Consider the following 24315-nt stretch of genomic DNA (forward strand, 5'->3'; position numbering starts at 1 on the left):
CCCGCCGTGGGTTGTGGCGGTCTCCTAATGCAGACAGTATGTCGCCAGTGCCGCACACCGCATGACCCGGGCGCGGCACCGGGGGACTAGGCTCAGCAGACGTGTCCAAGGTGCCAGATCTTGTCAAGCGGCTCCTCGTGGGGCGGGCTCTGCGGAGCACCGCGCTCCACCACCAGCTGCTCCCCAAGCGCGTGGCACTGCCGGTTTTCGCCAGTGACGCGCTGTCCTCGGTGGCGTACGCGCCGCAGGAGATCCTGGTCATCCTGTCGATCGGCGGGGTCGGCCTCTACAGCGTCAGCCCGTGGGTCGCCGCGGGGGTCGTCCTCGTCATGCTCACGGTGGTCGCCTCCTACCGCCAGAACGTGCACGCCTATCCCAGCGGCGGCGGCGACTACGAGGTGGCGACGACGAACCTGGGACCGACCGCGGGGCTGACCGTCGCGAGCGCCCTGCTCGTCGACTACGTGCTGACCGTGGCGGTGTCGGTCGCCAACGGCGCCGACTACGTGGGCGCGACGATCCCCTTCGTCGCCGAACACCGGCCTCTGGTCGCGGTGGCCATCGTCGCACTTCTGACGGTCATGAATCTGCGCGGCATCCGGGAATCGGGTGTCGCGTTCGCCGTTCCGACCTACGCGTTCATGATCGCCGTCGTCGGGATGGTCGCGTGGGGCCTGTTCCGGCTGGTCGTGCTCGGCGACGAACTGCGCGCCCCGACCGCGGACTACCGCATCCTCGGCGAGCAGGCCGATCTCGCCGGATTCGCGATGGCGTTCCTGGTGCTGCGCGCCTTCTCGTCGGGATGCGCCGCGCTGACCGGGGTCGAGGCGATCAGCAACGGCGTGCCGGCCTTCCGCAAGCCCAAGAGCAAGAACGCCGCGACGACGCTGCTGATGATGGGCCTCATCGCGGTCACGATGTTCAGCGGGATCATCTTCCTCGGCCTCAAATCAGGCGTGAAGCTGACCGACCCGGCGACCGTCGCGAGCAACGTCATCATCAGCGGGCACCCGGCCGGGCCCGGCTACTACCAGCAGCCGATCATCGCGCAGGTCGCCTCGGCCGTCTTCGGCCACGGCTCGTTCCTGTTCGTCGTGATCGCCGCGGTGACCGCCCTCATCCTGTTCCTGGCGGCCAACACCGCGTTCAACGGGTTCCCGGTGCTCGGCTCGATCCTCGCCCAGGACCGTTACCTGCCGCGTCAGCTCCACACTCGCGGCGACCGCCTCGCGTTCAGCAACGGCATCGTCATCCTCGCGGCCGGGGCCTGCCTGCTGATCTGGGCGTTCGACGCGGACGTGAGCAAGCTGCTCAACCTCTACATCGTCGGCGTGTTCGTCTCGTTCACCCTCAGCCAGATCGGGATGGTCCGGCACTGGACCCGTCACCTGAGGACCGAGACCGACGCGAAGGCGCGCTTCCACATGATGCGCTCACGGGTGATCAACGGCTTCGGCGCGGTCATGACCGGGCTTGTGCTCGTCGTCGTGCTCGCCACCAAGTTCACCCACGGCGCGTACATCGTCTGCATCGCGATGCCGGTGCTCTTCCTCATGATGAAGGGCATCAGGCGGCACTACGATCGGGTCGCCGAGGAGCTCGCCGCGCCGGAGGGGCACGAGGCCGACGAGTCGCTGCTGCCCGCCCGCAACCACGCGATCGTGCTCGTCTCGAAGATCCACAAGCCGACGCTCCGCGCTCTCGCGTACGCCAGGGCGACCCGCCCGTCGAGCCTGGAGGCCGTGACCGTCAGCGTGGACTCCGACGAGGCGAACAGGCTCAGGGAGGAGTGGGACCGGCGCGGCATCGGGGTGCCGCTGAAGATCCTCGACTCGCCCTACCGGGAGATCACCGGCCCGGTGCTCGAGTACGTGAAGTCGCTGCGGCGGCGCTCGCCGCGCGACGTCGTGACGGTCTACATCCCCGAGTACGTGGTCGGCCGCTGGTGGGAGCACCTCCTGCACAACCAGAGCGCGCTGCGGCTCAAGGGGCGCCTGCTGTTCAAGCCCGGGGTCATGGTCACGAGCGTGCCGTTCCAGCTCGCCTCCTCCGACCGCCTCAAGGGCCGCAGGGAGCCGTCCGCTCCCGGCGCCTCCCGCCGCTCCTATCAGCCCCCGTCGAAGAACACGCAGGTCAAGGCATGACCGACAGGAAAGAGGCCGACATGGGCGGCGTACGGCTCGAACTGACGGTGGACGCCGTCGCCAACGGCGGCTGGTGCGTGGCCAGGCACGAGGGCCGGGTGGTCTTCGTCCGGCACGCCCTGCCCGGCGAGCGGGTGGTCGCCGAGGTCACCGAGGAGACCGCGCGGTTCCTGCGGGCCGACGCGGTCGAGATCCTGGAGCCCTCACCCGACCGGGTCACGCCGCCCTGCCCGTTCGCCGGCCCCGGCCGCTGCGGCGGCTGCGACTGGCAGCACGCGTCGCTGGAGGCGCAGCGCCGGCTCAAGGCCGACGTGGTCGCCGAGCAGTTCCGGCGTCTGGCGGGCCTCGACCTCAAGGTCGTGGTCGAGGAGGTGCCGGGGGCGGAGGACGGCCTCGGCTGGCGCACCCGCGTGCGGTTCGCCGTGGAGCGGGACGGCACGGCGGGGCTGCGGCGCCACCGGTCCCACGAGATCGAGCACGTCACGGAGTGCCTCATCGCGCACCCCGGCGTCGAGGAGGTCGGCGCGGAACGCCTCGCCTGGCAGGGAGCCGCCTCGGTCGAGGTGGTGGCGGCCTCCGGCGGCGACCGCGCCGTGATCGTCGAACCCGCCCCACACCGCCGGGCGGACATCCCGGACGTGGACGCCGCGGTCCTGCTCGACGAGGGCAAGCGGGGCACCCGCGCGCTGCGTGGCCGGGCCTCGCTGACCGAGCGGGTGGGCGAGCGGGACTTCCGCGTGACCGCGAGCGGATTCTGGCAGGTCCACCCGGGCGCGGCGGCCACGCTGCTCGGCGCGGTGCTCGACCTCGGACGGCCCGAGCCGGGGGAGTGGGCGCTCGACCTCTACTGCGGCGCCGGTCTGTTCGCCGCCGGGCTCGCCGAGGCCGTCGGCCCCGAGGGCGCCGTGCTCGGCATCGAGTCCGAGCCGCAGGCGGCGCAGGACGCCCGGTTCAACCTGCGTGACCTGCCGCAGGCGCAGGTCGAGCGGGGCAGGGTCGAGGAGGCGCTCGACCGGCTGCGGATCGAACGGGCCGACCTGGTGGTGGCCGACCCGCCCCGCGCGGGTCTCGGCCGTCCCGTGGTCGAGCGCGTCGCCGGCCTGGAGGCCTCGCGCGTGGTGTACGTATCGTGCGACCCGGCCACCCTGGCCAGGGACGTCGCCTGGTTCGCCGGGCACGGCTACCGCCTGGAGGACCTGCGGGCCTTCGACCAGTATCCGATGACTCACCATGTGGAGTGCGTCGCGCTGCTCGTCAGGGACTGATCCGGCGCCGCCTCCCGGGCGGGGGCGGCCATGCCGGCGACCAGGAGGTCGGCCAGCCTCCGGACCGCCACCGCCGTGCTCTCGGGCGAACCCGCGCGGAGGGAGGCGATGGCGGCCAGGCCGATCCGCACGTCCTCGATCGACAGCTCGGGACGGACGCCGCCCGCGCTCTTGGCGCGTTCGACTAGCTGCTCGAACCTTCGGGCCTGTGCGCGGCGCTGTCCGGCGATCGAGGCGCCCGCGGGGTGGGAGCCGAGCAGCGCCGGGTTCAGCCCGCGGTGCCGCACCTGGTGGTCGGCGAACCGGTGAATGGTGCCGCGCAGCGCGTGCCAGGGGTCGGGGTCGTCCAGGGCGGCACGCATCTGCGTGCGGCACGCGGTCACCTGTTCGGCGAGCACGGCGCCGACGAGGTCCTGGCGCGACGGGAAGTGCCGGTAGACGGTCGCGACGCCGAGGCCGGCACGCCGGGCGATCTCGTGCACGGGCAGGTCGAGCCCGTCCGCGGCGAACGCGGCACGGGCGACCGACACGAGATGCCGCCGGTTGTGCTCCGCGTCCGTCCGGGGTTTCCGAGTCAATGTGGTCCTTGCCCCTCTCGCTTCCGGCGATCCGAGACAGCCGCTCCCGTTTGCCCGCCTAGCGTGGTCGACGGCCAGTCGGAACAGCCGGAAAGGTGATTATGTTCCCGGATGCGAAGATGTTTGCGGTGGGGTTCGACCGGTTCGGTCCCCCCGAGGTCCTCACCGTCGGAGGATTCCCCGCACCTCACGCGGGCCCCGAGGAGGTGCGGATCGCGGTCAGGGCCGCCGGAGTCGCACCGGTCGACCTCGCGCTGCGCGCGGGCACGTCGCCGTCGAGCGCACGGCTCCCCCTGCCGCACATCCCCGGCGTCGACGCCGCCGGAGTGATCGACGAGGTCGGCGCGGACGTCACCGGGTTCGCCGCCGGGGACGAGGTCTTCGGCGCCGTCGACGTCTCGCGGCTGGGCGGCGCCGCCGCGGAGTTCGCCGTGCTGGCGTTCTGGGCCGCGAAGCCGCCCTCGATGTCGTGGGAGGAGGCCGGGGCCGCCGCCACGAGTGTCGAGACCGCCACCCGGGCGCTCGACAGACTCGATGTGGGCGCGGGAAGGACGCTCCTGGTCGAGGGGGCCTCGGGCGGCGTCGGCAGCGTCGCCGTCCAACTGGCGGTCGCCCGGGGCGCCCGTGTGATCGGCACGGGCCGCCCGGAGAACCACGCCTTCATCGCCGGGCTCGGCGCGGTCCCGGTCGCCTACGGGCCCGGGCTCGCCGAGCGCGTCCGCGATCTCGTGCCCGGAGGGATCGATCTCGCGCTGGACGTCGCCGGCGCGGGCTCGCTTCGCGACCTCATCACGATCACCGGTGCGCCGGCGTCCGTCCTCACCATCGCGGACTTCACCGGGCCGGAGCTCGGGGTCGGCATCTCCCGGGGCGAGCTCGGCGGGGAGCCGGGCGGACGGCATGGTCTCGCCCTCGCGGCCGCGCTGTCGTCGCAGGGGCGCTTCCGCGTCCCCGTTCGGGCGGTGTTCCCCATGGACCGGGCGGCCGAGGCGCACGCGGCCGCCGCGCGAGGGCCGCGCCGGGGCAAGGTCGTCCTCGCGGCTCCTCCCGCCCACGGCGAGCCCGTCCAAGGCGAGCGCGGCTGAGCCGGCTACACCAGCCGGTTCGGGGGGATCAGCCCGGGACGCGGGGATCGGTGATCTCGCGAAGCAGGGTCAGGGCCTCGCGGAGCTGACCCATCCGTCGACCGGTTCACCAGGGACGCGCGCCCCGGTCGCCGGGCATGGCTTCGGGCCGGGCGACACCGGCGTCGGGGGACGGCGGCCGGGTCAGGATCCGTACGACGTCGTCGGCGGGTCTGGCACCCCGAAGGGACAGCCAGCCCAGGCCGTTGCGGGCCCGGAACGCCGCCAGCCGCGCGGCGTCGCCGGGGCCGAGGTCGCCGGGGCCGGCGAGGACCGGCACGAGGCCCATCCGCCGCCACACCCGGTCGGGCGGCACGTCGAGCGCCGCGGCGATCTGGAGGCGCGCCGCCCGGGCCGCGACGGCCAGGTCGTGGAGGTTCGAGACGCCGGAGGCGATCGGAACGAGCAGGCCGACGGACTCGATCTCCGCCCCCTCCTCGCGGGCCGCCCGCAGCATCTCCTGGTCGGCCGGCTCCAGGCCGCGCCGGGAGGCGGGAAGCGTGAACGTGAGCCGCAGCGCGCGGCCGCGCGCCCGCGCCTCGCGCTGCAACCGGGCGACGGCGGCGGCGCGGCGGCTGACGGCGGCGGGCCCGGCCGACCCGCCGGCCTCGAAGTCGACGCCGGGAGGGTCGAGCGCCGCCACGACGTGGCGGTAGGCCGAGAGCAGCCTGGCCGGGTTCTCGCAGGTGGCCGCCAGCTCCTGCCCGTACGGGCCGCCGAACGCCGGCCACACCTCGCCGCCGTCGGCCCGCAGCCGGTCGATCCGGGCGGTGACGGACTCCCCGCCCCGCGGTCGCGCCCCCGCCCAGTGGGGGGCGCAGCCGCCCGGTCCTGCGACGATGTGACCGATGGCGAACGAGCGCACCCCCGCCCGCAGCAGTTCGGGTTGCGGTTCCCCTGCGGCGTCGAGGAACCCCCGGTAAGGAGCCGCGGGCTCGTCGGCGGGGGGAGCGGCGGCGGGCGGGGTGGGCGAGGCGACCGTCTGGCGCGCGGCGACCAGCGTCTCCGGCACCGGTGAGGCCGGAGTCCGCTCACCGGTGGGCGCGGCCGTGACCCCGGGCCTCGCGTTCCAGCCGGGCGGGGCGGCGGGCAGCGCCCACAGCGCCGCGCCAGTGCCCGCGACGAGCGCGGCCGACGCCAGGAAGACGAGAGAGCGCGGGGGGCGGCCCGCTTCGCGGGAATGACGTGCGGAGTCCACGCTCACCACCCAGAGTTGCGATGCGACCACGTTGCGCACAGGCGGCTCGCACTCTAGCAAGCCGGGAACCCGGGGGCAGGGATAATGGACGGATGAAATTGAGAATCTTCACCGAGCCCCAGCAGGGGGCGAGCTACGACGACCTGCTCAGGGTGGCGCAGGCGGCCGAGCGGCTCGGGTTCGACGCGTTCTTCCGGTCCGACCATTACCTCCGGATGGGCGAGGGCGACCCGGCCCCGGGCCCGACCGACGCGTGGATCACCCTGGCCGGCCTTGCCCGGGAGACCTCGAGCATCCGGCTGGGCACGCTGGTGAGCGCCGCGACGTTCCGCCTGCCCGGGCCGCTGGCGATCAGCGTCGCCCAGGTCGACCAGATGAGCGGCGGCCGTGTGGAGCTCGGTCTCGGCACCGGCTGGTTCGAAGAGGAGCACACGGCGTACGGGATCCCGTTCCCCTCTCTGGGTGAGCGGTTCGAGCGCTTCGAGGAGCAGCTCGAGATCGTGACCGGGTTGTGGGCCGCGACCAAGCCGTTCTCCTTCACGGGCGAGCACTACCAGCTGGCCGACTCCCCGGGGCTGCCCAAGCCGGCGCAGCGGCCCCGGCCGCCCGTCATCATCGGCGGCGGGGGCGCCAAGCGGACGCCGCGGCTGGTCGCCCGGTTCGCCGACGAGTACAACGTGCCGTTCCACCTTCCCGAGGACACCGCGGCGGGCTTCGACCGGGTCAGGCAGGCGTGCGACGCCGCGGGCCGGGAGACCGTCCTGCTGTCCGCGGCGCAAATCGTCTGCGCCGGGCGGGACGAGGCGGAGATCGCCCGGCGCGCCGCCAACATCGGCCGCAAGGTCGACGAGCTGCGCGTCAACGGGCTGGCGGGCACGCCGCAGGAGATCGTGGACAAGATCGGCCGGTTCGCCGAGATGGGCGCCGAGCGTCTCTACCTGCAGGTCCTCGACCTGCAGGACCTGGAGCACCTGGAGCTGATCGCGGCCGAGGTGCTGCCGCACGTCTAGAGAGCGCTGCCGCGCGTGTGAAAACAGCGCTGCTACGCATGGGAGACAGCGCTGCCGCACGTGTGAGGAGCGGGTAGCACGGTCGGAAAAGCCATAGCCGGTCGAAGAGGGCATCCGGCACACTTTGCCGGGTGCTCCTCACGATCTCGACGACTCTGCGGCCCGCGACGGACCTCGGCTTCCTCCTGCACAAGCACCCCGGCCGGGTGCAGGAGTTCGAGCAGTCGTTCGGCATGGCGCGGGTCTTCTACCCGGAGGCGGGCGAGGACCGGTGCACGGCGGCGCTGCTGCTGGAGGTCGACCCGGTGCGGCTGGCCCGTTCGCGAGGCTCGTCCTCGCCCGACTTCTCCCTCGGGCAGTACGTCAACGACCGGCCGTACGCCGCGTCCTCCCTGCTGGCGTCGGCGCTCGCCGACGTGTTCCGCACGGCGCGGACCGGGCGGTGCGCCTCCCGTCAGGACCTCGCGGACGGGCCGATCCCCCTGGAGATCTGCCTGCCCGCGCTGCCGTGCCGGGGAGGGGCCGATCTCGCGCACCGGCTGTTCGGGCCGCTGGGCTGGGAGGTCCGGGCCGAGGCCGTGCCGCTGGACCCCGGTTTCCCCGAGTGGGGCGAGTCCCGGTACGTACGGCTCGCGCTGCGCGGGAACGTGCGTCTGGCCGACGCGCTCAACCACCTGTACGTCCTGCTTCCGGTGCTGGACGACGCCAAGCACTACTGGCTGGCGGGCGACGAGGTCGACAAGCTCGTCCGCGCGGGAGGGGGCTGGCTGGCCGCCCATCCGGACAAGGGGCTGATCACCCGCCGATACCTCGGCCGGCGGTGGGCGCTGACCCGCATCGCCTTCGCCCGTCTCGCCGAGCTCGGCGACGACGTGGAGGAGACCCTGGACCCGCCGGTGGAGGAGGAGCCGGGCGCCGAGCCCTCCGCCTCCACCGCACCGGCGGGCGAGGAGCGGGTGCCGCTGAACACGCTGCGCCGGGAGGCCGTCGTGGCGGCGCTGGAGGAGATCGGCGCCCGCACCGTGCTCGACCTCGGATGCGGTTCTGGGCAGCTGCTGTCGGCTCTGCTCGCCAAGCCGGCCTTCGCCAAGGTGGCCGGCATGGACGTGTCGGCCCGCGCGCTCGCGCTGGCCGGCCGCCGCCTGCGCACCGACCGGATGCCGGACGCCAAACGGGCCAGGCTGGAGCTGTTCCAGGGGTCGCTGACCTACACCGACGCGCGCCTGGCCGGGTACGACGCCGCGGTGCTGATGGAGGTCGTCGAGCACGTGGACCCGCCGCGGCTGTCCGCGCTCGAACGCGTGGTCTTCGGCACGGCGCGGCCCGCCCACGTGATCGTCACCACGCCCAACGTGGAGCACAACGTCAGATACGAGCTGCTCGCGGGGGCGCGCCGCCACCCCGACCACCGGTTCGAGTGGAGCCGGGCGGAGTTCGCCCGATGGGTGGCGGGCGTGTGCGAGACGTACGGCTACGCCGCCGATCTGCGGCCGGTCGGCGAGGACGACCCCGAGGTCGGCCCGCCCACCCAGATGGCGGTCTTCAGCAGGAGAGAGGAGCGGCCGTGACCGAGATCAGCGTGCCGGAGCTGTCGCTGGTGGTGCTCGTGGGCGTCTCCGGGAGCGGCAAGTCGACGTTCGCGGCCCGGCACTTCGCGCCCACGCAGGTCGTCTCGTCCGACTTCTGCCGGGGCCTTGTCTCCGACGACGAGAACGACCAGACGGCCACGCCCGAGGCGTTCGAGCTGCTGCACCACATCGTGGGCATCCGCCTGCGCCGGGGCCTGCTCACCGTGGTGGACGCGACCAACGTGCAGTGGGAGGCCCGCAAGAAGCTCATCGAGCTGGCCAGATCCCACGACGTGCTCGCCGACGCGATCGTGCTCGACGTGCCGGAGGAGGTGGCGCGCGCCCGCAACGCGGGCCGTCCCGACCGGGCCTTCGGCCCCCACGTGATCACCCGGCAGCGCAAGGAGCTGCGCCGGTCGCTCGGCAAGATCTCCAAAGACGGCTTCCGCCGGGTCCACGTGCTGCGCGGCGAAGAGATCGACGAGGTGGCCATCGCGTACGAGAAGGCGTGGACCGACAGGACCCACCTCACCGGGCCGTTCGACATCATCGGCGACGTGCACGGCTGCCGGGCCGAGCTGGAGTCCCTGCTGGTGAAGCTCGGCTGGAAGGTCGGGCCGGACGGCGCCGCCCACCCCGAGGGGCGTACGGCGGTCTTCGTCGGCGACCTGGTCGACCGCGGCCCGGACACGCCGGGCGTGCTGCGGCTGGTCATGAACATGGTCGAGGCGGGGACCGCGCTGTGCGTGGCGGGCAACCACGAGCAGAAGCTGGTGCGGGCCCTCGACGGCCGCAAGGTGCGGGTCGCCCACGGCCTGGAGCGTTCGCTGGAGCAGCTCGCCGCCGAGCCGGAGGAGTTCCGCGCGGCCGCCAGGACGTTCATGGACGGCCTCATCAGCCACTACCGCCTCGACGGCGGCAGGCTGGTGGTCGCGCACGCCGGGCTCAAGGAGGCCTACCAGGGGCGGGCCTCCGGCCGGGTGCGGGCGTTCGCCCTGTACGGCGACACGACGGGGGAGACCGACGAGTACGGCCTGCCGGTGCGCTACCCCTGGGCGAACGACTACCGGGGGCGGGCCATGGTCGTCTACGGGCACACCCCGGTGCCCGAGCCGGAATGGGTCAACAACACCATCTGCCTCGACACCGGCGTGGTCTTCGGCGGTCGGCTGACCGCCCTGCGCTACCCCGAGCGCGAGCTCGTCTCGGTCCCGGCCGAGAAGGTCTGGTACGAGCCGGCGCGGCCGCTGGCCGCGGCCACCCCCGCCCGCGATCCCGGCGTGCTGGACATCGGCGACGTGGACGGCACCCGCTTCGTGGAGACGCGGTCCGGCGGCCGGATCAGGATCGCGGAGGAGAACTCCCGCGCCGCGCTGGAGATCATGAGCCGGTTCGCCGTGGACCCCCGCTGGCTGGTCTACCTGCCGCCGACCATGGCCCCGCCGGAGACCTCCGCGCTGGAGGGCTACCTGGAGCACCCGGCTGAGGCGTTCGACGAGTTCGCCCGGGCGGGGGTGACCCGGGTGGTGTGCGAGGAGAAGCACATGGGCTCGCGCGCGATCGCCGTGCTGGCGCGGACGCCGGAGGCCGCGGCCCGTCGCTTCGGCGTCGCCGACGGCACGACGGGCAGCGTCTACACCCGCACGGGACGGCCCTTCTTCGACGAGCACGTGCCGGAGCTGGTGGACCGGCTGCGCGAGGCGGCCGCGCCGCTGTGGGAGGCGCTGGAGACCGACTGGGTGGTGCTCGACTGCGAGCTGCTGCCGTGGTCGGCCAAGGCGGAGGGACTGATCCGCGACCAGTACGCCTCGGTGGGCGCGGCCGCCCGGGTGGCGCTGCCCGAGGCGGTCGCGGCGCTGGAGATGGCGGCGGGACGTGGCCTGGATGTAGGCGCTCTGCTCGACCGCACCCGCCGCCGTGCTCACAACGCTGCCCGGTTCCGCGACGCCTATGCCCGTTACTGCTGGCCGGTCTCGGGTCTCGACGGCGTACGGCTCGCGCCGTTCCAGGTTCTCGCCTGCGAGGGCAGGGCGACGGCGGTGGAGGAGCCGCACGAGTGGCACCTGAAGACGCTCGGCCTGATGGACTCGCCGCTCGTCACGCCGACCCGTCACGTCTTCGTCTCCCTCGACTCGCCGGAGGAGCGGGAGGCGGCGGTCGCGTGGTGGACCGCGCTGACCGAGGCCGGGGGCGAGGGCATGGTGGTCAAGCCCGCCGCGCATCAGAAGGGACGGGTGCAGCCGGGCGTGAAGGTCCGGGGCCGCGAATATCTGCGGATCATCTACGGCCCCGACTACACCGAGTCGCTCGACGTGCTGCAGCGCAGGTTCACCGGCAGGAAGCGGTCGCTGGCGCTGCGGGAGCACGCGCTCGGTCTGGAGGCGCTGACGCGCCTGGCCGAGGGGGAGCCGCTGTGGCGGATCCACGAGGCGGTCTTCGCCGTCCTCGCGCTGGAGTCCGAGCCGGTCGATCCCCGTCTGTGAGACCGGACGGCCCCCGGGCACGGCCTCCCGCTCACGCACGGGAGCCGTACCCGGGGGCCGGGCCCAGGGGGTCGAGCTCAGGAAGCCGGGCTCGGGAAGCCGGGCTCGGGAAGCCGGGCTCAGTGGGACTCTGCCGCGGCGGGCGCGTCCGCCCCGGCGGCCGGCTCGGCCAGGTCCACGCTGTCGCGCAGCCGCACCTGCGGGAGGAACAGCACGGCGAGGATGCCGACGACCGCGATGCAGGCCGAGATCAGGAAGATGTGGCCGGTGGCGTCGCCGTAGGCGGCGCGCACGATGGTGCGGATCGGCTCGGGCAGCGCGTCCATGTTGAGGCTGGCGCCGCCGCTGCTCTGGGACGCGGGCACCGGGATGCCGGCCTTGGTGAGGCCCGTGCTGATGTTCTCGGTGACCTGGTTGGCCAGCACCGCGCCCAGGACCGAGACGCCGATCGTGCCGCCCAGCGAGCGGAAGAACGTGATCGCGCCGCTCGCGGCGCCCAGCTCGCGCAGCGGAACGGTGTTCTGCACGGCCAGGACGAGGTTCTGCATGCACATGCCGACACCGGCGCCGACGACCAGCATCCCCGCGCCGACGAGGACCAGCGAGGTCTCGTGGTCGATCATCGACAGCGCCGCGAAACCGAGCGTGAGCACGATCGAGCCGACGAGGATGTACGGCTTGACCCGTCCGCTCCGCGACACCATCCGCCCGGAGACCGTGGACGACACGAGCACGCCGAACATCATCGGGATGGTGAGCAGGCCCGCCTCGGTGGGGCTGTAGCCGCGGCCGATCTGGAAGTACTGCCCCAGGAAGACCGCACCGCCGAACATCGCCATGCCGACGGCCAGGCTGGCGAGGATCGCGAGAGCCGGGGTGCGCCGCCGGATGACGTGCAGCGGGACGACCGGCTCGCGGACCACGGACTCCACCCAGACGGCGACGGCCAGCAGCACGACCGAGGCGCCGACCATGGCGAAGGTCTGCCAGGAGATCCAGTCGAAGGAGTTGTGGACGAAGGTGACCCAGACCAGCAGGATGCTCACGCCCGCGGCGATGAGGAGCGCGCCGGGGTAGTCCACCGAGGTGCCCGGACGGCGGACCGAGACGATGTCGAGCGTGCGGTGCAGGACGATCAGCGCGATCGCGGTGAACGGGATCGGCAGGAAGAAGCACCACCGCCAGCCCAGCCAGGACGTGTCGGTGATCAGGCCGCCCAGCAGCGGCCCGCCGACCGTGGCCACGGCCATGACCGCACCGAGGTAGCCGTTGTACTTGCCCCGCTCCTTCGGGCTGATCATGGCGGCGATGATCACCTGGACCAGGATCTGCAGGGCGCCCATGCCCAGGCCCTGAACCGCTCGGAAGCTGATCAGCATTGCCGTGTTCTGGGCGAAGCCGCAGGCCAGCGAGGCGACGAGGAAGATGCCGATGGCGATCTCGAGCAGCAGCTTCTTGCTGAACAGGTCGGCGAGCTTGCCCCAGATGGGGGTCGAGGCGGTCGTGGTGAGCAGGGCCGCGGTGACCACCCAGGTGTACTGCGACTGGGTGCCGTCGAGCGAGCCGATGATCTGGGGCAGCGAGACCGACACGACCGTGCTGCTGATCATCGCGAGGAACAGGACGAGGAGCAGGCCGCTCAGCGCTTCGAGTATCTGCCGGTGGCTCTTGGCCCCCGTCTCCGGCAGCGTGGGTGCGCTCACGCGCAGCCTCCAATCGGGATGGGTGAGGACGACTGCCTCAAGATTACATGCCCACTGGGCAACTTTGCGCAGTGGGCAAAGTTTTAGCGACTAGGCTGAGCCCACCATGGAGTCGACGGCGGGGTTGCGCGAGCGTAAGAAGGCCGAGACGCGGCAGGCCATCCACAAGGCCACACTGCGGCTCGCCGTGGAACGCGGGCTGGACCACGTCACCGTCGACGACATCGTGGAGGCCGCCAACATCTCGCGCCGGACCTTCTCCAACTACTTCGGCAGCAAGGAAGACGCCCTCCTGTACGGCGAGGAGCAGCGCATCCGGTCCCTGGTGCGGGCGATCCGCGAACGGCCGGCGGGGGAGTCGGGCTGGCGGGCGCTGCGCGGCGCCGTGCGCGACGAGCTGGAGGGCGTGGGCGAGCCCGAGCGGGAGTGGGCGGTGCGCACCTCTCTGACCAGGCGCCACCCGGCCCTGCTCGCCCGGCAGCTCGCCAACCACGCCGCACTGGAACGGGAACTGGTCCAGGCGATCTCCGACCGCGACGGGGCGGGGAAGCCGGCCGCCGACCTGAAGTGCCGGATCATGGCCGCCGCCTTCCTCGCCGCGTTGCGCATCGCGACGCACGTCTGGATCGAGGAGCAGGAGGCCCGCCCGCTCTCGCAGATCATGGAGCAGGCCCTCGACGAGGTGGCCCGGCCCTTCTGCTGAGCCCCCCGGGGCTCTCCGCCGGCCCGGTCCTCCGCTGAACTCCTGCCGGGCTCCTGCCTCTCCTGCCGGGCTCTTGCGGGGCTCAGCCGGTGAAGCGGGCGAGGAGCAGCGCGAGCCTGAGGTCGTGGTGCTCGCGTGGGAGCCGGCCGCCGCGCATGAGGGTCACCAGGCCGTGCAGGGCGGCCCAGAAGGTCTCGGTCAGCGCGCCCAGGCTGTCGCCGCCCGAGTAGGGACGGACGGCCTCGGCCAGCTCGCCGAAGGCCGCCTGCAGGGCGGGCGGGGCCTCGGGGGTGGCGAACGGCAGCGGGACGATCTGGTTGAACATCACGTCGTAGAGGGCCGGGTGCCGGTCGGCGAAGGCCATGTAGGCCGCGCTGACGCCGGCGATGGCGCGGCGGGCGTCCGGCGCCGCGGTCCTGGCCGCGCGCAGCTCCACGGCCAGGTCGGCGCAGCCCTCTACGGCGACGGCCGCCATGATCGCGTCCTTGCCCGTGAAGTGGCTGTAGAGCACCGGCTGGCTGTACTCGACACGCTCGGCCAGCCGCCGGGTCGTCACCGCCTCCCAGCCCTCGGCCTCGGCCAGCTCACGGGCCGCAGTGACGATCAGCTTCTCGCGCTCGGCGCGCTCGCGTTCCCTGCGTGACTGGATGGACATGCTTGAAACTCTAGCAGCGCTAGCATCTATTGCAATGCTCTGCTAGCGTCATTCTCGTTCCTAGCGCTGCTAGTTCTCGGAGAGAGACATGCTCACCCCCATCGCGTACGGCCTCGCCGTCGTCCTCAACCTGTTCGTCCTGTTCATCGGAGCCCGTTTCCTGCTCGTGCCCCACGCGGCGGCCGCCGGCTACGGCGTCCCGGCCAAGAAGGACGGCAACATGGCCTACCTGACCATCAAGGGACTGCGTGACGGGGGCTACGGGCTGCTGGGCCTGGCGCTGCTGGCCTTCGCCGGAGCCCGCGCCGAGGCCTGGTACATGCTGATCGTCGCCCTGCTGCCCCTGGGCGACACCCTGATCGTGCTGCGCAACGGCGGCACCCGGGCGGTCGCGTTCGGCATCCACTTCGCGACCGCCGTGATCGTCTTGATCAGCGCCGCCCTGCTCTTCGCCGTGTGACCCCCGCACCCGTCGCACCACTTTCGTAAAGGACTCCCGAATGTCGCTGGTCGTCCCCCGCTTCGCCGACTCCGTGATCGTGCGCTCCGCCGACGCCGAGGTCATCGGCCGGACCCCCACCACCATCCGGCTACTGGCCGACAGCAGCGCCACGGGCGGCGCCCTGTCCGCCCAGCGCGTCACCCTCACCGACGGCGCGGACGGCGCCGCTCCCCACCACCACGCCGGCTCCGCCGAGCTGTTCTACCTGCTCGACGGTCGCGCCCAGCTCCTGAGCGGGGATGAGGTCGTCACCGCGGAACGCGGCGACCTCGTCATCGTCCCGCCCGGCCTCGCCCACGCGTTCGCCGCCGCCCCCGGCCACGACGCCGACATCCTCATCGTCATCACGCCAGGCGTGGAGCGCTTCGAATACTTCCGGCACCTGGAGCGCATCGCCTACGGCAAGCAACCCCTGGAGTCCCTCCTGGAGGTTCAGGAGCTCTACGACAACCACCTGCGCACGAGCGCCGCCTGGAACGCCGCCAGGAGCGGGCGGGCCGTCTAGCGCGGTGGAAGGGCACTACCATCGCGGCATGGCCCCCACCAAGGCCGACCTGGAGGCGGCGCGGAACGCGACGATCGACGACGTGCTCGGCCCCGAGCTCGACGTGCTGTTCTGCGGGATCAACCCCAGCCTCTACTCGGCTGCGACCGGTCACCATTTCGCGCGGCCGGGCAACCGGTTCTGGCCCGTGCTGCACCTGTCCGGTCTCGTGCCACGCAGGCTCGCGCCGTCCGAGCAGCACCTGCTCCCGTCGTACGGGCTCGGCATCACCAACATCGTGGCCAGGGCGACCGCGCGGGCCGACGAGCTGACCCCGGACGAGCTGCGCGAGGGCGGCGCGCGGCTCGCGCGACTGGTCGCGGAGGTCCGCCCCCGCGTCCTGGCGATAGCGGGGGTGTCGGCCTACCGGGTCGCCTTCGCGCGCCCCGCCGCCCGGATCGGCCCGCAGGAGGAGACGGTCGGCGGGACGGCACTGTGGGTGCTGCCCAACCCCAGTGGGCTGAACGCCCATTTCGATCTCGATAGGCTCACTGCCGAGTACGCACGGCTGAGGCGCGCCACGTCGGATTCGCCGGCCGATCGTCCCGAAGGAGGCCGTCCATGACAGCGGCAGCGGATCGCCCCGTCCTCTCACTGATGCTTGCCGTGCCCGACGCGAGCGCGGCAGCACGCTGGTACGCACAGGCGCTCGGCGCCACCACGCTGTGGGACCTCGGCGGGGTCGTCGGGCTGACGGTCGGTGGAGCGCCCTTCTTCCTCGGCGAGCCGGAGAAGAACGGCTGGGCCACCCCCGCCGAGGCGGGCACGAGGACCGTGCGGGTCGAGGTATTCGTCGACGATCCGGACGCCTTCATCGCGCGAGCCGTGGCCGCCGGAGCGGACGGCGGCGTGGATCGGATTCGCGACCACGAGATGCCCTGGGGCGTTCACCGTCAGGGCGGCTTCCTCGACCCGTTCGGTCACCTGTGGCTCGTCGGAGACAGGTCCCCGCTCACGGCCCACGAGGCGCGACCGCCGGCCCCTTCGGCGGACTGAACGCCCGCTGGAGGCTGGAGGCCATCGCGGCCGAGACGGCCCGCCTGCGCCCACCGCCGGCCTGACGGGATCGACCGCCGCGGTCAGGGACGGCCCGCTCCCGGCCCCTCTCCGCCCAGAGGCCGCTCCACCTCTGCCTCGCGCCCGGCCCGCACACTGGTGGACAGGAATCGGGCGGCCTCGTCGAGCGCCGCGTCGGCCTCGTCGAGGTGGCCGAAGTGGTTCTGGAAGACGTGCGGCACCTGCGGCCAGACCCGCAGCGTGACCTCCACCTCGTCGGCCGCCGCGCGCCCGGCGAGCCGGACGGCGTCGTCCAGCAGGAGTTCGTTCGAGCCGGCCTGCACCAGCAGCGGGGGCAGGCCCCGAAGGTCGGCGTACACGGGGCTCGCCAGCGGCTGGGCGGGGTCCTGACCGGCCAGGTAGGGGGTGGCGAACGCCTGGAGCGCCTCCCGGGTGAAGATCGGGTCGGCGTCCTTCTTCGTGCTCATGCTCTGCCCGCCGAGTGTCAGGTCGGTCCAGGGGGAGAAGACGACGGCGCCCGCCGGCTGCGGCAGGCCGGCGTCGCGGGCCGCGACCAGGGTGGCGACGACCAGCCCCCCGCCCGCGGAGTCTCCGGCGAGCACCAGTTCCTCCGGTCGCACGCCACCGTCGAGCAGTGCCCGATAGGCGGCGAGACCGTCGTCCACCGCGGCGGGGAAGGGATGCTCGGGAGCCAGCCGGTAGTCGAGGGACGTGGCCCGCAGCCCGGCGCGGCGCACCAGCTGGGCGGTGAACCCCGCGTGCGTGCCGGGCGACCCCAGGACGTAGCCGCCGCCGTGGAAGTGGAGCAGCCGCCCGCGGCCGGCGGCGGTGGCCGGGGTCAGGTCGAGCGCGGGGCGGCCGGCGAGCACCGTCTCATGCGCCGTGACGTCGTCGGGCAGGGGCCGGGAGAGGGCGAGGGCGAATCCGGCGCGCCGCTCGGCCAGGGTCGGGTTCGGGCGCACGGGGGCGTTGCGGTGCAGGGCGTCGACGGCCTCGCGCTGCTGGCGGGTCATCCGGACCTCCAGGATCGTCGGGGTGGAAGGATGCATTCCGTGGAATGCACGTACGGTCGGCAACCCGATTCCGGAGAAGATGATTCCTCGGAATCAACTGTAATGGGAACTGTGACGGACATCACTCGCCTGTTCACCGATCTCGTCCGCGTCGAGACCCGGCTCTACAACAGCGTGAGCGACCGGCTGCGCGAAGAGCACGGCATCGGTCTGGGGCAGTTCGAGTTCCTGGAGATCATCGACGGCCGCCCCGGCTGCCGGGTGCTCGACATCGTGCGCGAGGTGGGGATCACCGTCGGAGCCGTGAGCAAGGCCGTGGACCGGCTCGAGAGCGCGGGCCTGTGCGTGCGCGCGGCGCACCCGGACGACCGGCGGTCCTCCGTCCTCAGCCTCACGCCGGAAGGTTCCCGGCTCCTGGCCGCGGCCCGCCCGACCTTTCAGGAGGAGGTCGCGGCCCGCACCGCCGTGGTCCCGGCCGCCGAGCTCGCCCGGACCGCCGTGACGCTCGCCACCCTGCGCGCGGCGTTGGAGGAGCACCGGCGGGACGGGGCCTGAGCCCTGCCCCGCCGGTTCACCTGCCCTGCCGGCTCACCTGCCCCGCCGGCTCGGGCGGCCGCGTCTCAGGAGTGGCCGGGGCGGGACAGGATCCGCCCGGCGGCCGGCGGGGGCAGCTGCGCCACCTCGCGGTCGTGGAAGGCCACCATGTCCTCGGCGCCGGCGTACAGTTCGGCGACGGCTCGGGCGCAGCCCTCGACAACCGGCGCGTCGGTGATCCGCCGCCCGCCCACATGGGCGCCGATCTCGTCGTAGAGGATCTCGTACATCAGGTCCCTGGTGAGGATCAGCAGCTCGGGCAGCGGCGCGCGGCTCTCCAGGTGACGTACGGACCGGGCGTGCAGCGCCCGTGCCCGCTCGCCCGCCCGCGTGCGCGCCGCGAGCAGCACGATCTCCCACTGCAGGTACGGCGTCGGCGGCATCTCGACGATCCGCAGCCGGCGCAGCTCCGCCCGGGGAGGCAGGTCGTCGGCGAAGCGCATCTCGTCCATCAGCGCGAGCGACCGGTCCCAGTCTCCGCTCATCATGGCGACCCAGCTCGGGGTGTCGGGCTCGTGGAAGTGCTGGGCGCGTTCCAGCTTCCACACGACGCCCTCCATCCGGCGTAGGTGGTCGTAGAGCTCGGTCCGGTACTCCGCCGCGGGAAGCACCTCTCCCGCGGCCTGTCTGACGTGCTCGAACGCTTCTCCGGGCATGAAGTCTCCTTCGGCCGAAGCCGAATCGCTGGTCGGAGCGCGCCAGGCTCCGGCCCGGATCTGGAACGTGGCGCGCGTGGGTCTTCCGCGGACGTCTGGTGAGTCAGTTCCCCGTCGAGTTGCTGCACACGGCCGTCTCCGTCGCGTCCAGCAGCCTGATCGTGATCTGCCTCGTCCTCGCCGTTCCTTCGGTCTCCTGCACCACCTCGGGTTCTGGCTCGGCCGGCTTCATCTCACCCTCCGTTCGTCGGCGTGGCCGCAAACTCTCCCCCGAGGGCGACATGTCGATCGTTGGCCGCTGCTGATCCGGGGTCAAGGCCCAATCTCGGGGGACTTCTCCGACAGGCCGGACGGAGGCGGCAGCGGGGCCACCTCGCGGTCGAAGAACGGCAGCAGGTCCTCGCCCTCGCCGTACAGGGAGGCCAGGGCCGACAGGCAGGGGGCGACGACCTCGGGATCGGTGATCCGGCGGGCGCCGACGGCGGCCCCGATCTCGTCGTAGCGGACCTCGTACAGCAGGCCCGGGCCGAAGACCACCAGTTCGGGCAGCGGCGCCCGGGTCTCCAGCGGTGCGACCGCCGGCGCCCCGAGCACCCTGATCTCCTCGCCCGCCGCCACCCGTACGACGAAGATCTGCGCCTCCCACTGCAGATAGGCGGTCAGGGGCAGCTCGACGACGCGCAGCCGCCGGAACGGGGCCCGCTCGCGGTACATAGCGGTCAGCGGGGCCCGCATCTCCTCGATGAGCTCGACGGCCAGCGCCCAGTCGCCCGCGTCGGCGGCCCGCCAGCTCGGCACGGCCGGCTCGTGGAAGTGCTGGGCGCGCTCCAGCTTCCACACCACCTCCGCCGCGTCGCGATAGACCTCCTCGAACTCGGCCTGGTAGGCGTCCAGCCCCAGGAACTCGCCGTCGGCGGCCCTGACGTCATCGAACACATCGCTCGGGATCACGGTTCCTCCTCAGCAGTCCGGCGGCACGGCGCGCCCTCGGGCCGTGCCTGCGCCACCACGTCGTGGCCCAGAGGACGTGGAACCCGGTGACGACCAGCACCGTGACCACGCCGTCCGCCGCGTCGACCCAACCGGGCGGGTCGAGCAGCGTGCGTACGGAACCGGCGAGCAGGCCCAGGGTCACGGGAATCGTCACCGCGGCGGCGAGGCAGAGGCACAGTGCGGTCCCGGCGACGAGCAGCGCGGTGTAGGCCCGGACCCACCGGCTCTCGGTCCGCGGCAGCCGGGCGAGCGGATCGGCCGACCGGCGCAGCAGGGCCCGGCGGCACACGTGCGCGGCGTACGCGGCGGAGTCGCCGTAGAGGTTCCGGCAGCCCGTCACGTCCTGCAGGACGAAGTAGAGATCGGTGCGCATGAACACCAGGAACTGGGTCGACAGCATGATCAGCGCCGTCAGGGCGACGACGGACAGGGCCGGACGCGGACCGGTCGCCACGGTGAGCAGGAGGCAGACCGCGCACACGGCGGCGTCCAGCGCCATGCCGGAGAGGTAGACCGTCAGCCGGACCCGGCGCTCCGCCAGCCAGATGCCCGACACCTCGGTCTGCGCCGTGAGGAACTGCAGGCGGGTGCCGAACCTGATGCGCCCCGGCACGCCCGCGGCGCGAGCCGTGCACAGATGGGCCAGCTCGTGGAGGAGGATCAGCAGCCATCCGGCCGCCGTCTGCGCGAGCAGGACCAGCGTCCCGCGGTCGCTCCAGAGCAGGTCCCGCCAGCCGGGCATCGTCCCCGGCCGCAGCAGCGCCACGGCCGCCCCGGCCAGGATCACGGCCGCCAGGGCGGCGTGCAGCAACGGATTGAGCGTCCACCGCACGTGGCGGGGCAGCAGCCGGGGAAAAGTGGGCGGCGGGGGAGCGGGCCCGGGGACGGGCCGGCCGTCCACCGCCGCCACCAATCCCGCACGGACCAGGCCGTCGACGAATCCGCCCACGTTCATCCGGGTCCCGGTCTCCGCGCCGAGCCGGCGCTCCACCTCGGGGACCGTGGCCCCCTCCTGGAACAGGCGGATGATCCGCATGCCCGGCGCGGGCACGGCGATGACGTCTCCGGTCTCCACCCGCCCGACGATCCACTCCTCGCGATCCCGGCGTACGCCGAGCTCGTGCAGGGTCACCCGGGTCGGTGTCATGACGAGTGGCCCGCGGGACGCACCGGGGCGGGCGAACGGCCCGCCCCGGTCCTGCCTGACGTATCACACCCCGCTGCCCGTGGCCCGTGCGGCGCTTCGCCGCGTGTCACCCACGAAGAACTCCTCGCGGAAACGGATTTTCCGGCGGGCCCGAAATCGCCGTCCCGCCCGTGGTGATTCCGCGCAAGCCCGAAATCGCCACGGGGCCTGAAATAACGACGGGGCCCGAAATAGCGATACGGCCCGAAAATCCGCTCGCGGGAATTCCGCGCGGGCGCCGGCTTTCCGCGGGACCCGGGAAAGGCGCCCACGGCTCCGCTACGGCCTCCTCCGCCTTGCGATGCATCCACCGGGGTTCCCGCTCGTGGCGGACGGCATGTGTCAGGCACCCTCGGGCGGCCTCAGGTCGAGTTCCCCTGGCTGAAGGCCGTCGTCTCGATCTTGTCGAGTCTGCGGATCGCGATCTCGGCCGCGACGGGCTCGGCCGCTTCCTCCGGCTGGGTCTGGTTTTGCTCTTGAGGGGTCATCGAGCACCTTCTGTTGTGGATTGTTGGTGCGGACCTCGCGCGAGAAAACATCTAAATGTTCGGATGTCACACATGATCGGTCAAGTCCTATTTTGTGACTTGGTCGATGTCCGCTGAATTCCACAGACCCGGCAGTCGGGGCGAGGCGGATGCCGGACCCACACGTGCTGGTCAGGTGCGACGAGGTTCAGCCCGACGACCGTTCCGGTGGTGGGCTCGGGCACTCCGGTGATGAGCGAGATCACCGAGTGGGCGACCAGATGCCCCGAAAGGCCGGCCGAGGCGGCGACCACGGCCGGTCCTCCGAGGTCCACCGGAAGACCCGGTCTGCGGCGGCGCGCCTCGCCCGCCGACAGGCACTCGTAGCAGGCGCCGCGGCCGGGGGTGAAGACGCCCACGGTCACGAGCGGGCCGTTGTAGCCTCCGCCGACCCAGGGCACGCCCGCCCGCGCGCAGACGCGGTTGGCCCAGATCCGGATGCCAGGCTCCCTCGGCTCGTCGGCGCACAGCGCGAGGACGTCGGCGCCCGCCACGACGGACAGCAGGTCCGCCTCGCTGCCGATCGCCCGCCGCTCGCCGGTGACCTCGATGTCGGAGTTCAGCCGGCGCAGCCTGCCGAGGGCCGCGTCCACCTTGGCGCGGCCGAGGTCGTCCTCGCTGTAGAGGACCTGCCGGTTCAGGTTCGACAGCTCCACCACGTCGGCGTCGACGCAGTGCAGGCGGCCGACGCCGGAGGCGGCGAGGGCCCACGCGGCGTGACTGCCCGTGCCTCCGAGGCCCAGCACCACGACCCGTGCGGCCCGCAGCCGCACCTGCGCGTCCCACCCCTGCCGCCCCGGCGTCAGGTCGACCTGATGGAAGAACGCCTGGCTCCTGTCGTACCGCCTGCGCTCCCGTTCGCTGAGCTCGCCCGGTGCCGGGGCCGCGGCGTCCTCCACGTGCCCCGACGCGATGAGGGCGGCGACGATCCGCGCCGCCTGGGGCGCGGAGACGCCGGGCAGCCGCCGGCACACGGCCTCCGCGACGTCCGCGGGAGACCGGGTGCCGTCCATCAGGGTGAGCGCGGCCCACGCGCCCCCCGTCGGATCGCTGATCTCGGTGGCGAGCCCGTAGATCTCGCCGCCGATGCGCACCGTTCCGTCATCGAAGCGGTGCGGCTCGTGCCTCCGCTTGACCCGTGGCAACAGCACGTGTCCCGGTTCCTCCTCGGCAGGGGGTTGCGTGCGGTCCTACCGAGAAGTCATCACCTGGGGCTCCGATTCGCAAGACCCGAAGTCAGTGCCGCATGGAGTGCCGGTGATGACGCCGGTGGTGGGTCATGCCGAGCACCGCCTTCACCACCAGGGCGACGACCAGGAGCTTGAGCACCAGGAACGGCGGCCACATCGGACCTGCCACCAGGAGGACGATCGCGGCCACCGGGATGAGGAACATCGCCGGATGCGGACGGTGGCCGTGCCGCCGCGAGACCATGCCGCGTCCCCACTGCGGGCCGCCTGGCAGGAAGGGACCGTACGGCCCGGGGCGCGCGCCCACGGGGGAGCGGGGGAAGGAACCGGGGAAACCGGGCATGCCGGCGGAGGGGAAGCCCGGGTGCCAGGGGCCCCCGGTCCGTGCGTCGCCGGCCCAGCGGCCGCCGCCCGGCGCGCCCCCCGCCCGGGCGTCGGCCGGCCACGCGCCGGGCAGGTCGGCGGTCACCCGCCGGAGGTCCTCGGCGGTGCGCGCCGAGAGCGTCGCGTCGAGGCGCTCGTCGAGCTCCTCGCGGGTGATGCGGCCCTGCGCGAACGCGTCGTGCAGGAGCCGCGTCACCTCATCGCGCTCTCGGTCGCCGATCCGCAGCCCGCCGTGCGCCGGACCGTTCGGCGGGGCGTGGCCCGCCGACCCTGACCTCGGCGGGGTGTGGCCCGCCGACCCTGCGCTCGGCGTGCCGCCGCCGCGGGAGACGTGTGCGCCGCCTGCGGCGGCGGGCTCGTCGGGGGAGACCATCGTCATTCCTCCACAGGGTCGCCGTCGGCGAGGATCCGGTACAACTGCCGCCTCGTCTCGGTCAGGACCTGCCTCGCCTGCCTTACCTGCCCCTCGCTGCCCGAATGGGCGATCTGGAACAGTGCGGACGCCGCCTGCCTGGACAGGTCGAACAGCTCGTGGACGTCGTCCCCGATGTCCGGCGTCATCTCCTCCCAGGGCGCCCGGACCTCGTCACCGTGCTCCTCGACGTAGGCGCGACCGGTCTCGGTGAGCTGGAACGTCTTGCGCCCGTCGGTCTCCTCCGCGCGCACCAGGCCCTCGTCGGTGAGCTGCTGCAGCGCCGGGTAGACCGCGCCCGGGCTGGGCTTCCATCCGCCCTGGCTGCGCTCGGCGATCTCCTGGATGATCTGGTAGCCGTTGCGCGGCTCCTCGGCGAGCAGGGCGAGGATCGCCGCCCGCACGTCGCCGCGCTTGGCCTTCCTCGGCCGTCCGAAGCCCCGGGGGCCGAACGGGAAGTTGCCGCCCGCCCACGGTGGCCCGAAGGGGCCGGGCCCGAAACCGCCCCATGGGCCGCGCCCCCGCATGCCGCCCCTGTGCCGGTGCTCGTGAGGGCCCCCGCCCTCGTGATGTTCCTGGTGCCACATGGCCGCCCCCTTCGTGAACGCCTCGCGCATCGCGCGCCGCATCTCGTGTCTCAACCGGTGCTCGAACCCCGTACGGGCCCAGGGCCCGCCGACCGTGCCTGCCGAACTCATCGCAGTGCCCCCTTCTGGTTCCCGACTTGTCTGCTTCACGATCCGTTCTCGATGGCTCAACGATATATCGCGATGGTTCTTACGACAATCCCCGGGTAAGAGTGACGTAGCTCACGGGGAAGTTTTTCGAGTAGGGGGAACAGGGCCCGAGACCGTAGCGTTACCTCT

At 72.7% G+C, this 24315-nt stretch carries 25 protein-coding genes; 12 read left to right on the plus strand and 13 right to left on the minus strand.

The annotated features are described in order from the left end of the window. Positions 1–101: 101 nt before the first annotated feature. Together BXA11_RS12450 and BXA11_RS12455 are read left to right on the plus strand one after the other, a co-directional pair. Positions 102–2144, plus strand: coding sequence for an APC family permease (locus BXA11_RS12450; protein WP_076434637.1), 2043 nt, complete (start codon positions 102–104; stop codon positions 2142–2144). Next, positions 2141–3409 (plus strand): class I SAM-dependent RNA methyltransferase, encoded by a 1269-nt coding sequence (locus BXA11_RS12455; protein ID WP_083744180.1) that lies wholly within the window; start codon positions 2141–2143, stop codon positions 3407–3409. The genes BXA11_RS12450 and BXA11_RS12455 overlap by 4 nt, the downstream gene beginning before the upstream one ends. On the opposite strand, the gene BXA11_RS12460 is transcribed toward BXA11_RS12455, so the two are convergent. After that, complete coding sequence (locus BXA11_RS12460) at positions 3370–3987, minus strand: TetR/AcrR family transcriptional regulator (RefSeq protein WP_076434639.1); 618 nt, start codon at positions 3985–3987, stop codon at positions 3370–3372. The genes BXA11_RS12455 and BXA11_RS12460 overlap by 40 nt on opposite strands. 119 nt (positions 3988–4106) lie before the next feature. Here BXA11_RS12460 and BXA11_RS12465 point away from each other — a divergent pair, with 119 nt between their 5' ends. After that, entirely contained in the window at positions 4107–5072 is a 966-nt protein-coding gene (locus BXA11_RS12465) for an NADP-dependent oxidoreductase (protein WP_076434769.1), read from the plus strand. A 106-nt stretch (positions 5073–5178) separates the two neighbouring features. Here BXA11_RS12465 and BXA11_RS12470 read toward each other — a convergent pair whose 3' ends face one another. After that, positions 5179–6309, minus strand: a complete 1131-nt coding sequence (locus tag BXA11_RS12470) for a glycoside hydrolase family 18 protein (protein ID WP_143734221.1) — start codon at positions 6307–6309, stop codon at positions 5179–5181. A gap of 92 nt (positions 6310–6401) precedes the next feature. Between BXA11_RS12470 and BXA11_RS12475 the strand changes: the two genes are divergently transcribed. The 3 genes from BXA11_RS12475 to BXA11_RS12485 all read left to right on the plus strand — a co-directional run bounded on the left by BXA11_RS12475 (position 6402) and on the right by BXA11_RS12485 (position 11370). Continuing rightward, positions 6402–7319: an LLM class F420-dependent oxidoreductase gene (locus BXA11_RS12475; protein ID WP_076434641.1), complete on the plus strand. Its 918-nt coding sequence runs from the start codon at positions 6402–6404 to the stop codon at positions 7317–7319. Positions 7320–7450: 131 nt separating this feature from the next. Next, positions 7451–8887 carry a 3' terminal RNA ribose 2'-O-methyltransferase Hen1 gene (locus BXA11_RS12480; protein ID WP_076434642.1) on the plus strand — a complete coding sequence of 479 codons (1437 nt, stop codon included), beginning with the start codon at positions 7451–7453 and terminating at the stop codon, positions 8885–8887. Further along, the gene (locus BXA11_RS12485; RefSeq protein WP_076434643.1) at positions 8884–11370 is read left to right on the plus strand and encodes a polynucleotide kinase-phosphatase; all 2487 of its coding nucleotides are present in this window, start codon (positions 8884–8886) and stop codon (positions 11368–11370) included. The genes BXA11_RS12480 and BXA11_RS12485 overlap by 4 nt, the downstream gene beginning before the upstream one ends. A 119-nt stretch (positions 11371–11489) precedes the next feature. Here the strand turns inward: BXA11_RS12485 and BXA11_RS12490 are convergent, their stop codons facing one another. Then, the gene (locus tag BXA11_RS12490; protein WP_239104976.1) at positions 11490–12980 is read right to left on the minus strand and encodes an MDR family MFS transporter; all 1491 of its coding nucleotides are present in this window, start codon (positions 12978–12980) and stop codon (positions 11490–11492) included. A gap of 199 nt (positions 12981–13179) precedes the next feature. Between BXA11_RS12490 and BXA11_RS12495 the strand changes: the two genes are divergently transcribed. Then, on the plus strand, positions 13180–13776 hold the full coding sequence (locus BXA11_RS12495) for a TetR/AcrR family transcriptional regulator (RefSeq protein ID WP_076434645.1): 597 nt from the start codon (positions 13180–13182) through the stop codon (positions 13774–13776). Positions 13777–13858: 82 nt separating this feature from the next. Here the strand turns inward: BXA11_RS12495 and BXA11_RS12500 are convergent, their stop codons facing one another. Further along, positions 13859–14431, minus strand: coding sequence for a TetR/AcrR family transcriptional regulator (locus tag BXA11_RS12500; RefSeq protein ID WP_076434646.1), 573 nt, complete (start codon positions 14429–14431; stop codon positions 13859–13861). Positions 14432–14519: 88 nt separating this feature from the next. On the opposite strand from BXA11_RS12500, the gene BXA11_RS12505 reads away from it, so the two are divergent. Genes BXA11_RS12505 through BXA11_RS12520 form a run of 4 tightly spaced genes read left to right on the plus strand, consistent with a single transcriptional unit; the run spans position 14520 to position 16473 of the window. After that, positions 14520–14891 carry a DUF4267 domain-containing protein gene (locus BXA11_RS12505; RefSeq protein ID WP_076434647.1) on the plus strand — a complete coding sequence of 124 codons (372 nt, stop codon included), beginning with the start codon at positions 14520–14522 and terminating at the stop codon, positions 14889–14891. Between the two features lie 40 nt (positions 14892–14931). Then, the gene (locus BXA11_RS12510; RefSeq protein ID WP_076434648.1) at positions 14932–15438 is read left to right on the plus strand and encodes a cupin domain-containing protein; all 507 of its coding nucleotides are present in this window, start codon (positions 14932–14934) and stop codon (positions 15436–15438) included. A gap of 28 nt (positions 15439–15466) precedes the next feature. Continuing rightward, the gene (gene mug, locus BXA11_RS12515; RefSeq protein ID WP_076434770.1) at positions 15467–16042 is read left to right on the plus strand and encodes a G/U mismatch-specific DNA glycosylase; all 576 of its coding nucleotides are present in this window, start codon (positions 15467–15469) and stop codon (positions 16040–16042) included. Then, positions 16039–16473: a VOC family protein gene (locus BXA11_RS12520; RefSeq protein ID WP_143734222.1), complete on the plus strand. Its 435-nt coding sequence runs from the start codon at positions 16039–16041 to the stop codon at positions 16471–16473. Before mug ends, BXA11_RS12520 begins: the two co-directional genes overlap by 4 nt. Before the next feature lie 83 nt (positions 16474–16556). Here the strand turns inward: BXA11_RS12520 and BXA11_RS12525 are convergent, their stop codons facing one another. Continuing rightward, a complete protein-coding gene (locus BXA11_RS12525) occupies positions 16557–17543 on the minus strand; it encodes an alpha/beta hydrolase (RefSeq protein WP_239104968.1) in 987 nt (328 codons plus the stop codon). Positions 17544–17618: 75 nt separating this feature from the next. Here BXA11_RS12525 and BXA11_RS12530 point away from each other — a divergent pair, with 75 nt between their 5' ends. Next, positions 17619–18062 carry a MarR family winged helix-turn-helix transcriptional regulator gene (locus BXA11_RS12530; protein WP_076434650.1) on the plus strand — a complete coding sequence of 148 codons (444 nt, stop codon included), beginning with the start codon at positions 17619–17621 and terminating at the stop codon, positions 18060–18062. Positions 18063–18127: 65 nt separating this feature from the next. On the opposite strand, the gene BXA11_RS12535 is transcribed toward BXA11_RS12530, so the two are convergent. The 8 genes from BXA11_RS12535 to BXA11_RS12560 all read right to left on the minus strand — a co-directional run bounded on the left by BXA11_RS12535 (position 18128) and on the right by BXA11_RS12560 (position 24147). After that, positions 18128–18757 carry a DUF6879 family protein gene (locus BXA11_RS12535; RefSeq protein ID WP_051761144.1) on the minus strand — a complete coding sequence of 210 codons (630 nt, stop codon included), beginning with the start codon at positions 18755–18757 and terminating at the stop codon, positions 18128–18130. A 103-nt stretch (positions 18758–18860) separates the two neighbouring features. Then, complete coding sequence (locus BXA11_RS45315) at positions 18861–18989, minus strand: hypothetical protein (RefSeq protein WP_269321757.1); 129 nt, start codon at positions 18987–18989, stop codon at positions 18861–18863. Between the two features lie 80 nt (positions 18990–19069). Next, positions 19070–19708: a DUF6879 family protein gene (locus BXA11_RS12540; protein ID WP_143734223.1), complete on the minus strand. Its 639-nt coding sequence runs from the start codon at positions 19706–19708 to the stop codon at positions 19070–19072. After that, positions 19683–20897 carry a hypothetical protein gene (locus tag BXA11_RS12545; protein ID WP_076434651.1) on the minus strand — a complete coding sequence of 405 codons (1215 nt, stop codon included), beginning with the start codon at positions 20895–20897 and terminating at the stop codon, positions 19683–19685. The genes BXA11_RS12540 and BXA11_RS12545 overlap by 26 nt, the downstream gene beginning before the upstream one ends. 401 nt (positions 20898–21298) lie before the next feature. After that, on the minus strand, positions 21299–21424 hold the full coding sequence (locus BXA11_RS45320) for a hypothetical protein (RefSeq protein WP_264295178.1): 126 nt from the start codon (positions 21422–21424) through the stop codon (positions 21299–21301). Between the two features lie 80 nt (positions 21425–21504). Further along, positions 21505–22614 (minus strand): HesA/MoeB/ThiF family protein, encoded by a 1110-nt coding sequence (locus tag BXA11_RS12550; protein WP_204053634.1) that lies wholly within the window; start codon positions 22612–22614, stop codon positions 21505–21507. A gap of 85 nt (positions 22615–22699) precedes the next feature. Further along, positions 22700–23416, minus strand: coding sequence for a DUF1707 SHOCT-like domain-containing protein (locus tag BXA11_RS12555; protein ID WP_244303583.1), 717 nt, complete (start codon positions 23414–23416; stop codon positions 22700–22702). After that, positions 23413–24147, minus strand: coding sequence for a PadR family transcriptional regulator (locus BXA11_RS12560; RefSeq protein ID WP_030505456.1), 735 nt, complete (start codon positions 24145–24147; stop codon positions 23413–23415). Before BXA11_RS12560 ends, BXA11_RS12555 begins: the two co-directional genes overlap by 4 nt. Positions 24148–24315 lie beyond the last annotated feature (168 nt).

This window comes from Microbispora rosea (assembly GCF_900156315.1).
Classification (GTDB): domain Bacteria; phylum Actinomycetota; class Actinomycetes; order Streptosporangiales; family Streptosporangiaceae; genus Microbispora; species Microbispora rosea.

Coding starts and splice junctions, on each gene's coding strand:
- BXA11_RS12455 (WP_083744180.1), top strand. CDS start 2,141: ATGACCGACAGGAAAGAGGCCGACATGGGCGGCGTACGGCTCGAACTG.
- BXA11_RS12465 (WP_076434769.1), top strand. CDS start 4,107: ATGTTTGCGGTGGGGTTCGACCGGTTCGGTCCCCCCGAGGTCCTCACC.
- BXA11_RS12475 (WP_076434641.1), top strand. CDS start 6,402: ATGAAATTGAGAATCTTCACCGAGCCCCAGCAGGGGGCGAGCTACGAC.
- BXA11_RS12490 (WP_239104976.1), bottom strand. CDS start 12,980: ATGATCAGCAGCACGGTCGTGTCGGTCTCGCTGCCCCAGATCATCGGC.
- BXA11_RS12495 (WP_076434645.1), top strand. CDS start 13,180: ATGGAGTCGACGGCGGGGTTGCGCGAGCGTAAGAAGGCCGAGACGCGG.
- BXA11_RS12500 (WP_076434646.1), bottom strand. CDS start 14,431: ATGTCCATCCAGTCACGCAGGGAACGCGAGCGCGCCGAGCGCGAGAAG.
- BXA11_RS12505 (WP_076434647.1), top strand. CDS start 14,520: ATGCTCACCCCCATCGCGTACGGCCTCGCCGTCGTCCTCAACCTGTTC.
- BXA11_RS12510 (WP_076434648.1), top strand. CDS start 14,932: ATGTCGCTGGTCGTCCCCCGCTTCGCCGACTCCGTGATCGTGCGCTCC.
- mug (WP_076434770.1), top strand. CDS start 15,467: ATGGCCCCCACCAAGGCCGACCTGGAGGCGGCGCGGAACGCGACGATC.
- BXA11_RS12520 (WP_143734222.1), top strand. CDS start 16,039: ATGACAGCGGCAGCGGATCGCCCCGTCCTCTCACTGATGCTTGCCGTG.
- BXA11_RS12525 (WP_239104968.1), bottom strand. CDS start 17,543: ATGCATCCTTCCACCCCGACGATCCTGGAGGTCCGGATGACCCGCCAG.
- BXA11_RS12535 (WP_051761144.1), bottom strand. CDS start 18,757: ATGCCCGGAGAAGCGTTCGAGCACGTCAGACAGGCCGCGGGAGAGGTG.
- BXA11_RS45315 (WP_269321757.1), bottom strand. CDS start 18,989: ATGAAGCCGGCCGAGCCAGAACCCGAGGTGGTGCAGGAGACCGAAGGA.
- BXA11_RS12545 (WP_076434651.1), bottom strand. CDS start 20,897: ATGACACCGACCCGGGTGACCCTGCACGAGCTCGGCGTACGCCGGGAT.
- BXA11_RS45320 (WP_264295178.1), bottom strand. CDS start 21,424: ATGACCCCTCAAGAGCAAAACCAGACCCAGCCGGAGGAAGCGGCCGAG.
- BXA11_RS12555 (WP_244303583.1), bottom strand. CDS start 23,416: ATGACGATGGTCTCCCCCGACGAGCCCGCCGCCGCAGGCGGCGCACAC.
- BXA11_RS12560 (WP_030505456.1), bottom strand. CDS start 24,147: ATGAGTTCGGCAGGCACGGTCGGCGGGCCCTGGGCCCGTACGGGGTTC.